The organism is Polaribacter filamentus, assembly GCF_002943715.1.
In the GTDB taxonomy this organism is placed as follows: Bacteria; Bacteroidota; Bacteroidia; order Flavobacteriales; family Flavobacteriaceae; genus Polaribacter; species Polaribacter filamentus.
In genome coordinates this window covers 662,474-675,967 of the sequence record NZ_MQUA01000013.1, presented here as the reverse complement: position 1 = coordinate 675,967, position 13,494 = coordinate 662,474, and the positions used below count along the sequence as shown (strand labels likewise).

At 30.4% G+C, this 13,494-nt stretch carries 13 protein-coding genes and 1 pseudogene; 1 reads left to right on the top strand and 13 read right to left on the bottom strand.

The genetic code is table 11. The annotated features are described in order from the left end of the window. The first annotated feature begins 70 nt into the window (after window positions 1-70). Window positions 71-874, top strand: coding sequence for a carboxypeptidase-like regulatory domain-containing protein (locus BST83_RS05155; RefSeq protein WP_104808864.1), 804 nt, complete (start codon window positions 71-73; stop codon window positions 872-874). Between the two features lie 236 nt (window positions 875-1,110). On the opposite strand, the gene BST83_RS05150 is transcribed toward BST83_RS05155, so the two are convergent. The 13 genes and pseudogenes from BST83_RS05150 to BST83_RS05095 form a co-directional block, all read right to left on the bottom strand. Beyond that, window positions 1,111-1,941: a prohibitin family protein gene (locus tag BST83_RS05150; RefSeq protein WP_104808863.1), complete on the bottom strand. Its 831-nt coding sequence runs from the start codon at window positions 1,939-1,941 to the stop codon at window positions 1,111-1,113. A gap of 43 nt (window positions 1,942-1,984) precedes the next feature. Further along, window positions 1,985-2,878, bottom strand: coding sequence for a cation diffusion facilitator family transporter (locus tag BST83_RS05145; protein ID WP_104808862.1), 894 nt, complete (start codon window positions 2,876-2,878; stop codon window positions 1,985-1,987). A 44-nt stretch (window positions 2,879-2,922) separates the two neighbouring features. Then, entirely contained in the window at window positions 2,923-3,315 is a 393-nt protein-coding gene (locus tag BST83_RS05140; RefSeq protein ID WP_104808861.1) for an acyl-CoA thioesterase, read from the bottom strand. Window positions 3,316-3,340: 25 nt separating this feature from the next. Continuing rightward, window positions 3,341-4,816: a VWA domain-containing protein gene (locus tag BST83_RS05135; protein WP_240614666.1), complete on the bottom strand. Its 1,476-nt coding sequence runs from the start codon at window positions 4,814-4,816 to the stop codon at window positions 3,341-3,343. A 227-nt stretch (window positions 4,817-5,043) separates the two neighbouring features. Next, window positions 5,044-5,238, bottom strand: a complete 195-nt coding sequence (locus BST83_RS20500; RefSeq protein WP_240614665.1) for a hypothetical protein — start codon at window positions 5,236-5,238, stop codon at window positions 5,044-5,046. A 284-nt stretch (window positions 5,239-5,522) separates the two neighbouring features. Next, window positions 5,523-6,269: a 3-oxoacyl-[acyl-carrier-protein] reductase gene (gene fabG / locus BST83_RS05130; RefSeq protein WP_104808860.1), complete on the bottom strand. Its 747-nt coding sequence runs from the start codon at window positions 6,267-6,269 to the stop codon at window positions 5,523-5,525. Between the two features lie 110 nt (window positions 6,270-6,379). Beyond that, a complete protein-coding gene (sucD, locus tag BST83_RS05125) occupies window positions 6,380-7,252 on the bottom strand; it encodes a succinate--CoA ligase subunit alpha (RefSeq protein ID WP_104808859.1) in 873 nt (290 codons plus the stop codon). A gap of 124 nt (window positions 7,253-7,376) precedes the next feature. Then, window positions 7,377-8,303, bottom strand: a complete 927-nt coding sequence (locus BST83_RS05120) for a UDP-3-O-(3-hydroxymyristoyl)glucosamine N-acyltransferase (RefSeq protein WP_104808858.1) — start codon at window positions 8,301-8,303, stop codon at window positions 7,377-7,379. A 34-nt stretch (window positions 8,304-8,337) separates the two neighbouring features. Beyond that, window positions 8,338-8,904 (bottom strand): elongation factor P, encoded by a 567-nt coding sequence (gene efp / locus BST83_RS05115; RefSeq protein ID WP_104808857.1) that lies wholly within the window; start codon window positions 8,902-8,904, stop codon window positions 8,338-8,340. Window positions 8,905-8,993: 89 nt separating this feature from the next. After that, a complete protein-coding gene (gene lpxA, locus BST83_RS05110; RefSeq protein ID WP_104808856.1) occupies window positions 8,994-9,779 on the bottom strand; it encodes an acyl-ACP--UDP-N-acetylglucosamine O-acyltransferase in 786 nt (261 codons plus the stop codon). 2 nt (window positions 9,780-9,781) lie between these two features. Further along, window positions 9,782-11,172: pseudogene (locus BST83_RS05105) on the bottom strand (bifunctional UDP-3-O-[3-hydroxymyristoyl] N-acetylglucosamine deacetylase/3-hydroxyacyl-ACP dehydratase). Between the two features lie 3 nt (window positions 11,173-11,175). Beyond that, window positions 11,176-12,207: a UDP-3-O-(3-hydroxymyristoyl)glucosamine N-acyltransferase gene (gene lpxD / locus BST83_RS05100; RefSeq protein ID WP_104808855.1), complete on the bottom strand. Its 1,032-nt coding sequence runs from the start codon at window positions 12,205-12,207 to the stop codon at window positions 11,176-11,178. A 45-nt stretch (window positions 12,208-12,252) separates the two neighbouring features. Next, window positions 12,253-13,476 (bottom strand): HD domain-containing protein, encoded by a 1,224-nt coding sequence (locus BST83_RS05095; RefSeq protein ID WP_170062742.1) that lies wholly within the window; start codon window positions 13,474-13,476, stop codon window positions 12,253-12,255. Window positions 13,477-13,494 lie beyond the last annotated feature (18 nt).

The window sequence follows — 13,494 nt, the reverse complement described above, 5'->3', positions numbered from 1 at the left end:
TTAATAATTATTTTTACTTCTTCACAAAATATTAACTTTTCTATACAGTTTTATACTTAATTTCGCAGGTATGCAAAGAAACCTATTCATTTTGTGCTTATTAATCAGTTTAAGCGCATTTTCTCAAAAAGACAGTATTCGCTCCACAATTTTAAAAGGTCAAATTATACATGCTGAAAATAAACGTGTCTTGAGTGCCGCTCACGTTTTAAATTTAAATGCAGTTGTGGGTACAATTACTGATGATAAAGGCTTTTTTGAATTACCAACAAAGACCAATGATACAATTCTAGTTTCTTATTTAGGATTTTCATCCATTAAACTAAAAATCACAAATGACCTACTAAAAGGTAATGAATTAGAAATTGCACTTTATGAAAAACCAGAAGAAATTAAAGAAATAATTATTAAATCTACCCAATTAATAGGTGTTTTAGAAGTAGATGTAAAGCTTGTACCTAAAGACAAATTTACTAGAATTCATATTAATGGTTTGCCGCAAACGTATGAAGTAGGTAAGCCACAAAGCAAAAACTATTCCTCTCCTATTGCTGCATTATTTCAACCAGTAGATTTCTTGTACAGCCTTTTTGGAAAGAAACCTAAACAACTTAAAAAGCTTCAAAAACTAAAAAACGAAGATAATTTACGCAAAATGTTAGCCGGTAATTTTGACAGAGAAGTAATAATGGAATATTTAGAAATGGATAGACAAGAATTAACAGATTTACTTGCAGACTGCAGCTACTCAGAATATTTTATTAAAAAAGCTTCTGACCTGCAAATGATTGAAGCTGTTTTAGATTGTTATGAAAACCACAAGGCGTTTAAAAAGGGTAAAATAGAACGCAATAAAATTCCTGTAAAAAACTAATCCTAATACGTTTTAAAATAGCAAAAATTAATACTCATTCAAGTAATTAAACTATTAAAAAATATTCAATTTAAACCCTTTTAAAGCATTTTCACTCATAAATAGTAGTCATTACTTTATAAAAAGTGTTTAACAACAGTTTAAAAACAAACACTCGTAGTTATTTATAAACTAAAGAATAAAAAAAATCCAGCTTTAAGCTGGATTTATAATTTATTAAAAGTTTAAAAAACTTCTTATTGATTTCCAAGTATAATTGGCATTCCAGACTTCCCTGAACCAATAACGATCACTTTACTATTTGTAGATTTAGCAAGTTCTAAAGTAGCTCCAATACCTTTTTCTTGTAAAATCTTATCTGTTAAAGATTCACTTAAAATCTTGTTGGCTACAGCTTTACCTTCTGCATCAATTTTTTGTCTTTTAGCTTCTTTCTCTGCTTTTGCAATTCTAAATTCATATTCTAAAGACTCTTGCTCTTGCTTCAATTTCGTTTCAATTGCTGTTCTAATTGTAGTTGGCAATTTAACATCTTCAACCAAAACTCGTGTAACTAACAAATATTGTTCTTTTAAAACTATTTGAATTTCATCTAAAATCTCTTGCTCAATTACATCTCTTTTACTTGAATATAATTGTTCTGGTGTATAACGACCAACTACACTTCTTGCTGCTGCGTTAATTGCAGGATCTAATAATTCGCGTTCAAAATCTTCCCCTTTAGTTTTTATTAGTAGACCTAAGTTTTTAAACTCTGGCTCGTACCAAATTGTACCATTTACTTTAACTTCTAATCCGTTAACAGAAAGTACATTCATTTCATCAGAAATAGATTGCTGACGTACTTTTAAAATAATCATTCTATTCCAAGGAGCTACAACATGAAACCCTTCACTATAGGTTTTCTCTGTATTTATACCATTCCCTAAAGACTCAAAAATAACACCTCCTTCTCCAGGACCAATTGTAACGGTTGATTTTGAAAATAAAATTATTAATGCTACTACTAATACAACTATGAATATTCCTCCTTTTGGGAATTTAAGTTCCATTTGATTATTTGCCATTTTTATTTGTTTTTAAATTTATCAAATTTACGCTATAAGTTCTTTAAACACAATCTATATAGTAACAATCTTCTGAAACTTCTATTTCTAGGGTAATGTGCTCGAAATGAAAATCATCATGTAAAACTTTTCTAATTTCTTTTTTAACTTGATCTGCTTTTTGCCAAGAAATATTCTTATCAACCATTAATAAATGGACAGTTAAAATATTATATTCACCATCCATAGTCCATAAATGGCAATCATGTAAGCTTTTAATTTCTTTATTTTCAAGAATTTTAGTTTTAATTTCATCTACAGAAACCGCCATTGGTGTTCCTTGTAAAATAATTCTGATGCTTTCTTTGGCATTTTTAAAAACATTAAATAAAATATATAAAGCAATTAATAATGATAAAATAGGATCTAATATCGGCACATCCCAAAATTGCATAATAATACTTGCAATTAAAACGGCAACCCAACCTAAAACGTCTTCTAACATGTGCAAAGAAACAACTCGCTCATTAATTGATATTCCTTTTTGAAGTTTTAAAACAGCAGCTCCATTTACTATAATTCCTAAAATAGCAAACCACATCATTCCTTTTGCGTCTGATTCTTCTGGATTTATAATTCTAGGAATTGCTTTTAAAATGATAAAAATAGATCCTATTAATAGAATTACTGAATTGATTAAAGCACCTAAAAGTGCAAATCTTTTAAAACCATAAGAATACTTTTTTGTTGCTTTTTTGGTGGATATTTTTTGAAAATACCAAGCCATTCCTAAACTTAAACTATCACCTAAATCATGAATTGCATCAGATGTTATTGCCAAACTATTTGTGTAAACTCCACCAATAAACTCAATAATAGTAAAGAATAAATTCAGAAAAAAAGCAACTTTTATATTTTCTGTTGATGAACTATGATGATGTGTATGGCTGTGTCCCATTTTATTTTTTATAATAGACTTCTATCTAAATTAAAAAAGGCATATTAATCTTCATTTAATCGATCTTTTACAAATTCAATTTCTGTTTTTCCATGCTTTTTAGGGTTTCCATCTTCATCCAAAGAAACCATTACAATCTTTTCAATATCAATTATTATTTTTCTGGTTAATTTATTTCTAACACTACATGTTAATGTAATAGAAGAGTTTCCGAATTTTACAACATCAATTCCTATTTCAATAATATCTCCTTGTTTTGCTGAACTCACAAAATCTATTTCAGACATATATTTGGTTACTGTTCTTGGAATTTCTAGCTGAATAATGGCATAAATAGCAACTTCTTCGTCTATTAACTGTAAAAGTCTACCACCAAATAAAGTTCCATTCGGATTTAAATCTTCTGGTTTTACCCATTTTCTTGTGTGAAATCTCATATCCTTTTATTTATTTATTAAATTATTAAATTTTTCCATGATATTTTCTGATAAACCATTCTGCCGTAAATAAACCAATTATAAAAAATAAAATCCATTTCCAATCAATTAAAATTTGTTGTTTTATGGATAATTTTTGCACCGTATAGAAAGACTCATTTTCTAAAAGTTCTTTTGTTAAATCAGCCATTTGATTTTTATAATAAACCTTCCCTCCAGTTTTTGCTGCTAATTGTTGTAACTTCGATTCATTGGCGTTTGTAAACTGTTCCTCAATTTGATACTCAGTAATTTTAAAACGTCCATTAGTTTTAATATCCAACCCTAAAACTTCCACTTTATAAGAATAATCTCCAGAAGTTAAATTCTCAATTTCAATCTGATAAGAATTATTTATTAATGAAAACGGAATTTTTGTTACTTCTTTGGTTTCTGAATTTGTAATTGCAATTTCTAAAGCTGCTCTCGCATCAAATTGATAATTTTTATCCGTATAAAATGCGGATATATGTATGGTTGAATTTGCAGGATAAATTGTGTTTGCATTTACTTCTAAACGATCTCTCTTTTTGTTGGATGCCAAGTATTGTACTAAACTTCCTGTAAATTTATCAAACTCTTCAAACGAATTTGAATTTAAAAAACTTACCGCTCTCCATTTCCAAATGCCTTCTCCAAACAAAACTGCCGATCTTTGATTGTTTACATCAAAAGTTGTAAATAAAGGTTGATTCGTTTGAATGCCGTTTACATTTTGATACAATAAAGTTTGATGCTCTTTAGAAATTAAAACTTCTCCGAACTTATCTTTTAAAGGCGGAAAATTATCAAAGCCAATATCTTCTTGTAAAAAAGTTAAAAAAGAATCATCATAAATTGCTCCATAATTTTCTGTTTGATTAATGGCATTTTTTGTAAAACCTAATTGTTGTTTATTGATGAAATTCCAATCAGTATCTGCCCCAGAAATCAATAAATAATTACTATTCTGCTGTTTTAATTCAGAAATAATTGAAGTAAACTTATTGTTTAATTGATAAAATATAACTAGCTGGTAATCTTGTATATTACCTTTAAATTTATCAACTAAAAGAACATCAACAGAACGTTGCTTATTGCTTTCTATCGATTTCTTTAAAGCACCAATATCTGGGTGTAAAACGGAACTTAATATCAATACTTTTGTTTGTTCATTGATGACTTCTACCGAAAAAATTTCGCTATTATTCTTCGTGTTTTTTTCGTTTTTTAATGTATTTATAGAAGCTGTATAATATTGTAAACCTTCTTTTGTAGAAGTTAAATTTGCTGTAATTGTTGCCGATTTTTTATCCGAAGAAAAAGAAACATTTTCTCGATAAACCGTTTTTCCGTCATTAAAAATTGAAAATTGTGTATTTATTGTTTCTGTGCCTTCAAAGTTTAAAATCACCTCAACAGGAAATTTATTCTGCAAATAACTGTATTTATTTACATTTAATTGCGCAATTTTAAGATCCACATATTTTATAGTATCACCAACTATAATTGGATAAATTGGCCGCTTCGAATTTAAAAACTCATACGCCTCACCAATGGTTTGGTTTCCATCCGTAATTAAAATAATAGGCGCAATTTTATCTTTTTGAAATTCATTAACTTTAGTGATTGCTTCGGTAATATTTGTTTCATTTTCTATAAAAGAAAGGCTATCTAAAACTTCTAAGTTTCTACCAAATGCAAATTCATTTAAAAAAATTTAGTGGTTAAGTCTCTATTATTCTGTAAACTTGAAACAATATCAGTTACATTTTTACCTTCCTTAAAAAAAGAAACTGATTTAGAATTATCAACTAAAACAGAAAGTGTTGGTTTTTCATTTTCAATTTCCATTTTTTCAATTGTAGGGTTTATCAACAATAAAAGCAACAAAAATAAACTCATTGTTTTTAAAACAAAGAGTAAACCAGTAACTTTTAGTTTGTTTTTTACTTTGTAATAATATTGAAAATATGCTACTAAAAGTCCCAGCAATAGAGAGAATAGGATATATAAAATAGTGGTTGTTTGCAATACTTTTATTTTATTGGAAAGATATACATATCATTGATAAAAGAAAAACCTGTAACGTTAATTTGTTACAGGTTTGTGATTTTTATATTTTATTAGTTTCCCGACTTGCTATAGATCACAAATCCTTTTTTACTAATTAATGAAACCGCCGCTTATTATGTTAACATACCCCCGTCAACAGAAAGTGTTTGCCCTGTAATATAAGAACTCATATCCGAAGCTAAAAACACACATGCATTTGCAATATCTTCTGGTGTTCCTCCTCTTTTTAGAGGAATTCCATCTCTCCAACTTTGCACAGTTGTTGCATCTAATTTGTCCGTCATTTCTGTTTCAATAAACCCTGGAGCAATCACGTTACTTCTAATATTTCTTGATCCTAGCTCTAAAGCTACAGACTTAGAAAATCCAACAATACCAGCTTTTGACGCTGCATAATTTGTTTGACCTGCATTCCCTTTTAACCCAACAACAGAGCTCATATTTATAATTGAGCCTGCTCTTTGTTTCATCATTGGTCTAATAACCGCTTTTGTTAAATTAAAAACCGATTTTAAATTTACTTCTACTACTTGATCAAAATCTTGTTCGGACATACGCATTAACAAATTGTCTTTAGTAATCCCTGCGTTGTTTACTAAAATATCAATTGAACCAAAATCTTCTAAAACATTTTTAGCTAATTCTTGCGCTGCATCAAAATTTGCAGCGTTTGATTGATATCCTTTAGCATTTACTCCAAAAGCCTTTAATTCTAATTCTAAAGCGTTTGCAGCATCTACAGAAGAACTGTAGGTAAAAGCAACATTTGCTCCGTGTTTTGCAAATTCCATTGCAATTCCTCTTCCAATTCCTCGCGTTGCTCCTGTAATTATTGCTGATTTATTTTCTAGTAGTTTCATGTTTTATTATTTAGTTGTTTGTATCAAACTCAAACTGACAATGATCAAATATAAAAAAGAAATTCCCGTTTACACGGGAATTTATACTTCATTCTCTTCTAAAAGAATGATTATTTTAAAACTTTCGCAACCATTTCACCAATCTTTGCTGGAGAACTTACTACGTGAATTCCGTTTTCTGCTAAAATTTTCATTTTTGCTTGTGCAGTATCATCTTCTCCACCAACAATCGCTCCGGCATGTCCCATTGTTCTTCCTGCAGGTGCAGTTTGACCAGCGATAAAACCAACCACTGGTTTTCTATTACCATCCGCTTTAATCCATTGTGCAGCTTCAGCTTCTAAATTTCCGCCAATTTCACCAATCATAACGATTGCCTCAGTTTCTGGGTCATTCATTAACAATTCAACAGCTTCTTTAGTCGTTGTTCCAATAATAGGATCTCCTCCAATACCAATTGCAGTAGAAATTCCGAATCCTTGTTTTACAACTTGATCTGCAGCTTCATACGTTAAAGTACCCGATTTAGAGACAATACCAACTCTCCCTTTTTTAAAGATAAAACCTGGCATAATACCAACTTTAGCTTCACCCGGGGTAATTACACCTGGACAGTTAGGACCAATTAACCTAGTATCTTTATTTGCAATATATGCTTTTACTTTTACCATATCTGCAGTAGGAATTCCTTCTGTAATACAGATAATTACTTTGATTCCTGCATCTGCAGATTCCATAATTGCATCCGCAGCAAAAGCTGGTGGTACAAAAATAATTGAGGTGTCTGCTCCTACTTTTTCCACAGATTCTAAAACTGTATTAAAAACTGGTTTCCCTAAGTGTTCTTGACCTCCTTTCCCAGGAGTAACTCCTCCAACAACATTAGTTCCGTAATCAATCATTTGACCAGCGTGAAAAGTACCTTCACTACCTGTAAAACCTTGAACAATAATTTTTGAATTCTTATTTACTAAAACACTCATAGTTCATTATTTAGTCCATTGCTTTTAAATTTTTCCAAAAGGAAAACGAAATGGAATTTGATTTAATTTATGCTGCAAAAATAGCTATTTGTTGGTTTTTAAAAAAACAAAATAAATACTTTATTTATGATTTTTTTCGCTCCTTTAAAAACTGTTTTATTTCGGCCATTTCTTTTAATTTTTCTCTTGATTCTGATATAGGTGTTCCAAAATAGGACTTTCCTCCAGCCACCGATTTTGTTACTCCTGTTTGCCCTAAAATAATTGCACCTTTACCAATTGTAATTCCACTGTTTGTGCCAACTTGCCCCCAAATGGTAACTTCATCTTCAATAATTACACAACCTGCAATTCCAGTTTGTGACGCTATTAAACATTTTTCGCCAATAATAGTATCGTGTCCAACATGAACTTGATTGTCTATTTTTGTCCCTTTTTTAATGGTTGTATCTCCACTAACACCTCGATCAATCGTACAAGAAGCTCCTAAATCTACATTATCTTCAAGTACAACTCTTCCTCCAGAAATTAATTTATCATACCCTTCTGGTCTTTTTTTGTAATAAAAAGCGTCAGCACCTAAAACTGTATTTGCATGAATAGTTACATTATTACCAATAATTGTTTGATCATAAATAGTAACATTTGGATGAATTACACAATTTTTACCAATTTTTACATTATTACCAACAAAAACATTGGGTTGAATAACGGTTCCTTCGCCTATAGTTGCGCTTTCAGAAATGCTTTCTTTGGATGCAATAAAAGGATTAAAATACTTGGTTATTTTATTAAAATCACGAAAAGGATCATCAGAAATTAACAAAGCTTTTCCTTCTGGACAAGTTACTTTTTTATTGATTAAAATTGTAGTTGCAGCAGAATTTAATGCTTTTTCATAATATTTTGGATGATCAACAAAAACCATATCACCTTTTTCTACAACATGAATTTCGTTAATTCCTAAAATCTCGAAATTAGCATCACCTACAAACTCTATGTTTAAGAGAGATGCAATATTTTGTAATGATTGTGGTTTCTTAAATTTCATTTATTGACTGCCAACTGAAGACTGATTACTATTTTTATTCTTTAATTCTTTCTTGATACGTACCTTTTGCAGTTTCTATCTTAATTTTATCACCTTCATTAATAAATAGAGGAACATTTACCGATGCACCAGTTTCTACAGTTGCTGGCTTTGTTGCATTCGTCGCTGTATTACCTTTAACTCCTGGTTCTGCATGTATAACCTCAAGAATTACACTTAAAGGCATTTCTACCGAAAGCGGCATGTTGTCTTCTGAGTTGATAATTATAGTAACGATTTCTCCTTCTTTCATTAATTGAGGAGTATCTAAAGCTGCTTCTAATAAACGGATCTGCGTGTAATCCACCTCATTCATAAAATGATAAAACTCCCCATCATGATATAAAAACTGAAATTTATGTGTCTCAACTCTTACGTCATCAATTTTTCTTCCTGCCGGAAATGTATTATCAATTACTTTCCCATTTGTAACACTTTTTAATTTTGTTCTTACAAAGGCTGGACCTTTACCCGGTTTTACATGTAAAAATTCTATAATTTTAAAGATATCGTTATTGTATCTAATACACAAACCGTTTCTAATGTCTGATGTTGTTGCCATTTTTATTCTTTAAGGCTTTCCGTTTTTAGCAGTATGCTTTTAGTGAAAAGCTATTATTTTTTTTAGTTAACTAACTTAAATAAATTGTATTAATTTACGTTAAAATATCCTTTCATGATTCCTCTATGAGAATCTTTTATAAATTGTATAATTTCATCACGTTCTGGAGTTGCTTCCATTTCTGCCTCAATAATATCAATTGCTTGTGTGTAATTATAATTTTTTTGGAATAATATTCTGTAAATATTTTGAATTTCTGTTATTTTATCGGTTGTATAACCTCTTCTTCTTAGTCCTACTGAATTAATACCAACATAAGATAAAGGCTCTCTAGCCGCTTTTACGTAAGGTGGTACATCTTTTCTCACCAAAGAACCACCAGTTACAAATGCGTGTTTGCCAACTGACGCAAATTGATGCACAGCTACCATACCTGCTAAAACAACGTTATCGCCAATAGTTACATGACCTGCCAACGTAGTATTGTTAGAAAAAACACAGTTATTACCCACATAACAATCGTGTGCAATATGACAATATGCCATTATCAAACAATTATTTCCCACTGTAGTTTTCATTCTGTCTTTTGTACCTCTATTGATTGTTACACACTCGCGTATAGTAACATTATCGCCAATTTCTACCGTAGTTTCCTCATCATCAAATTTTAAGTCTTGTGGAATTGCAGAAATCACAGAACCCGGAAAAATTCTACAGTTTTTACCAATTCTTGCCCCTTCCATAATGGTAACATTAGAACCAATCCAAGTTCCAGAACCAATTATTACATTGTTATGAATGGTTGTAAAAGGTTCTATTACTACATTTCTTGCAATTTTTGCTTGGGGATGTACGTAAGCAAGTGGTTGATTCATAGTTATTTAATTTTAGAAATTTGCGCCATTAATTCAGCTTCAGCAACTAATTTACCATTTGCATATGCATAGGCTTGCATATGACAGATTCCTCTTCTTATTGGTGTAATTAAGTCTGCTTTAAAAATTAATGTATCACCTGGTAAAACTTTTTGTTTGAATTTAACATTGTCCATTTTCATAAAGTACGTTAAATAATTTTCTGGATCAGGCACTGTGCTTAAAACTAAAATACCACCACATTGTGCCATGGCTTCTACTATTAAAACTCCTGGCATTACTGGCGAACCTGGAAAGTGACCTACAAAAAAACCTTCATTCATTGTTACATTTTTCATACCAACAACATGTTTGTCTGAAAGCTCTATAACTCTATCAACCAATAAGAAAGGTGGTCTATGAGGAAGAATATCCATAATTTGATGAATATCTAATAAAGGGGGTAGGTTTAAATCGTATTGTGGAACGTAATTTCTTTTTTCTGCTTTTATAATTTTGGAAAGCATTTTTGCAAATTGCGTATTTACTAAATGTCCTGGTTTATTTGCAATAACTTTACCTCTAATACGGGTACCCACTAGAGCTAAGTCTCCAATAACATCTAATAATTTATGACGAGCAGCTTCATTTGCCCAATGCAAAGTTAAGTTGTCTAAAATTCCATTTGGTTTTACTGCTATATTATCTTTTTAAATGCTTTTTTTAACTTTATCATTGTACTTGCAGATAATTCTTTATCCACATATACAATTGCATTATTTAAATCTCCTCCTTTAATTAAATCGTTTTCTAATAACATTTCAATTTCATGTAAAAAACTAAAAGTTCTAGCGTCTGCAATTTCTTTTTTAAAGTCAGACATTGTGTCTAAAGTAGCATTCTGTGTACCTAAAATTTTGGTTCCAAAATCTACCATGGTAGTTACCTGATACTCATCCGAAGGCATTAAAATAATTTCACTTCCGGTAACTTCATCCTTATAAGAAATTATTTCTTTAACAATATACTCTTCGATATTTGCATCTTGTTCTTCTATACCTGCTTTTTCCAAAGCTTCTATAAAATATTTAGAAGAACCGTCCATTATTGGAGGTTCTGACGCATCTATTTCTATTAATAAATTATCAATATCTAAACCAACCGCTGCTGCTAAAACATGTTCGGATGTTTGAATCTGAACTCCATTTTTTTCAAGATTTGTTCCTCTTTGGGTGTTTACAACATATTCTGCATTTGCCTCTATTATTGGTGAACCTTCTAAATCTATTCTTACAAATGCAAATCCATGATTTATAGGAGCAGGTTTTAATGTCATTACTACTTTATTCCCCGTGTGCAAACCAACACCTAATAAGGTAATTTCTGATTTTATAGTTTTTTGTTTCTTACTCATGTTTTATTGATTTTGGGCATTCAATTCTTTTTCCATTTTATCAATTGATGCTGCAATCTTGGGTAAATTTCTAAAATAAACGTAGGATTTACTGTAATCTGAATACTTCATTGCTGGTGTTCCTTGTACTTTTTCGCCATTTTTCAAGTTTTTGTTAATGCCCGATTGACCTTGAATCTTTACATTGTTACCAATTATTAAATGACCCGCAAAACCAACTTGACCTCCAATCATACAGTTTTCTCCAATTTTAGTTGATCCTGCGACTCCTGTTTGAGCAGCAATTACGGTGTTTTTACCAACTTCTACATTGTGCGCAATTTGTATTTGATTGTCTAACTTTACACCATGTCTTATAATTGTAGATCCTAAAGTGGCCCTATCTATGGTACATGAAGAACCAATATCTACATAATCTTCGATAATTACGTTTCCTATTTGCGGGATTGCCCTGTACTCCCCTTCTCCATCTGGCGCATATCCAAATCCATCTGAACCAATTATACAACCAGAATGAATTTTACAATGATTCCCAATTTTAGTTTCAGAATATACTTTAACACCAGCAAAAAGAATACAATTGTCTCCAATAACAGTATTATCGCCAATATAACAATTAGGATAAATTTTAACATTATCGCCAATAGAAACATTTTCTCCTATATAAGAAAAAGCTCCTAAATATTCATTTTTACCCATTTTTGCTGAATCTGCAATAAAATGTGGCGCTTCTCTACCCGTTTTATTATTTTTTACTTCGTTATAAAATTCTAAAATTTTTGAAAATGATTTGTAGGCATTTTCTACTTTTATTAGGGTTGTAAAAATTTCTTTCTCTAGTTCAAAGGTTTTGTTTACAATTGTTATTGAAGCATTTGTTGTATACAAATACGGATGGTACTTCGGGTTAGATAAAAAAGTTAACGAACCTTTTTCCCCATCTTCTATTTTAGATAATTTAGAGACTTCCTCATTAGGATTGCCAATTACTTCTCCTTCTAAAATATCTGCTATTTGTTGTGCTGTAAATTTCATCAAATGCAAAAGTATAAAAATTAAAGCTATCTGTCTAATATCATTTTACTTTGGATAACAAATAAAGTGTTTTACAACCGGTTTTGTTAACGCCAGTATATTTAATTGATCAGAAGCTTTTGCAATATCCTTTAATTTCCCCTTTTTATTTAGAATATAAATAGGCATTTCAGTATTATAAGCTTGATTTTTAATTTCTTGTGAAAAAACAAAATAATTAGTTTCTTCTTCCGAGAAGCCTAATTCCTTAGAAAACTTACTTCTTTTTTTGTTAATTTGCGCTTCGCTAAAAGCATCCATCTGCAATTCAATTCTCAATAATTTTCTATCAACAATCATTTTAGATAATACAGATAAAATTTTATCTTGATGATTTGTCCATTCTTTTATGGCGGATAAAACATCATAATCATCTAATTTAGAAAACATTTCCAACGTTTCATCTGTGAAATTTTGCTGATTAATTTGAGTATACAAAAAGTATTTTAACGATGAACTCGCAAACAATATTTCGCCTTTTCCTGCCAGTTCTTTCGCTCTTTTTAATACATTTACCAGCATGTTTTCTGCAACTAAACCTGTTTTATGCAAATATACTTGCCAATACATTAATCTTCTTGCGATTAAAAACTTCTCTACAGAATAAATTCCTTTTTGTTCAATTACTAATTCTTCATTTTTAACATTCATCATTACAATTAATCTGTCTGATGAAATATTGCCTTCTGTTACTCCTGTATAAAAACTATCTCTTCTTAAATAATCTAATCGATCAATATCTAATTGACTTGATATTAACTGACATAAAAATTTACGAGGGTATTTTCCTTCAAAAATTTTGATTGCTAAACTTAACTCCCCATCAAATTCTTGATTTAGCTTTTTCATGAATTTTAGAGAAATTTCTTCATGCGAAATTTCGCTAACAATACTATGTTCTAATGCATGCGAAAAAGCTCCGTGCCCCATATCGTGCAATAGAATTGCAATGCACAATCCATTTTCTTCTTCTTCGGATATTTCAACTTGTTTAAAACGTAAAACTCTTACCGCTTTTTGCATTAAATGCATACAACCAATTGCATGATGAAAACGTGTGTGATTTGCACCTGGATATACTAAATTAGAAAAGCCCATTTGTGCAATTCTTCTTAAACGCTGAAAATAAGGGTGTTCTATAATATCAAAAATTAACGAATTTGGAATTTGAATAAATCCGTAAATAGGATCATTTAAAATCTTTAATTTGTTGGGTGTTTTTTTCTTCAAATGCTGCGTTTTATCAAT

Excerpts from the sequence above, each read along its gene's own strand:
- BST83_RS05120 (WP_104808858.1), bottom strand. The coding sequence starts at position 8,303 with ATGAAATTTAAGAAACCACAATCATTACAAAATATTGCATCTCTCTTA.
- BST83_RS20500 (WP_240614665.1), bottom strand. The coding sequence starts at position 5,238 with ATGAGTTTATTTTTGTTGCTTTTATTGTTGATAAACCCTACAATTGAA.
- BST83_RS05150 (WP_104808863.1), bottom strand. The coding sequence starts at position 1,941 with ATGGCAAATAATCAAATGGAACTTAAATTCCCAAAAGGAGGAATATTC.
- BST83_RS05155 (WP_104808864.1), top strand. The coding sequence starts at position 71 with ATGCAAAGAAACCTATTCATTTTGTGCTTATTAATCAGTTTAAGCGCA.
- lpxA (WP_104808856.1), bottom strand. The coding sequence starts at position 9,779 with ATGAATCAACCACTTGCTTACGTACATCCCCAAGCAAAAATTGCAAGA.
- sucD (WP_104808859.1), bottom strand. The coding sequence starts at position 7,252 with ATGAGTGTTTTAGTAAATAAGAATTCAAAAATTATTGTTCAAGGTTTT.
- BST83_RS05140 (WP_104808861.1), bottom strand. The coding sequence starts at position 3,315 with ATGAGATTTCACACAAGAAAATGGGTAAAACCAGAAGATTTAAATCCG.
- lpxD (WP_104808855.1), bottom strand. The coding sequence starts at position 12,207 with ATGAAATTTACAGCACAACAAATAGCAGATATTTTAGAAGGAGAAGTA.
- efp (WP_104808857.1), bottom strand. The coding sequence starts at position 8,904 with ATGGCAACAACATCAGACATTAGAAACGGTTTGTGTATTAGATACAAT.
- BST83_RS05145 (WP_104808862.1), bottom strand. The coding sequence starts at position 2,878 with ATGGGACACAGCCATACACATCATCATAGTTCATCAACAGAAAATATA.
- fabG (WP_104808860.1), bottom strand. The coding sequence starts at position 6,269 with ATGAAACTACTAGAAAATAAATCAGCAATAATTACAGGAGCAACGCGA.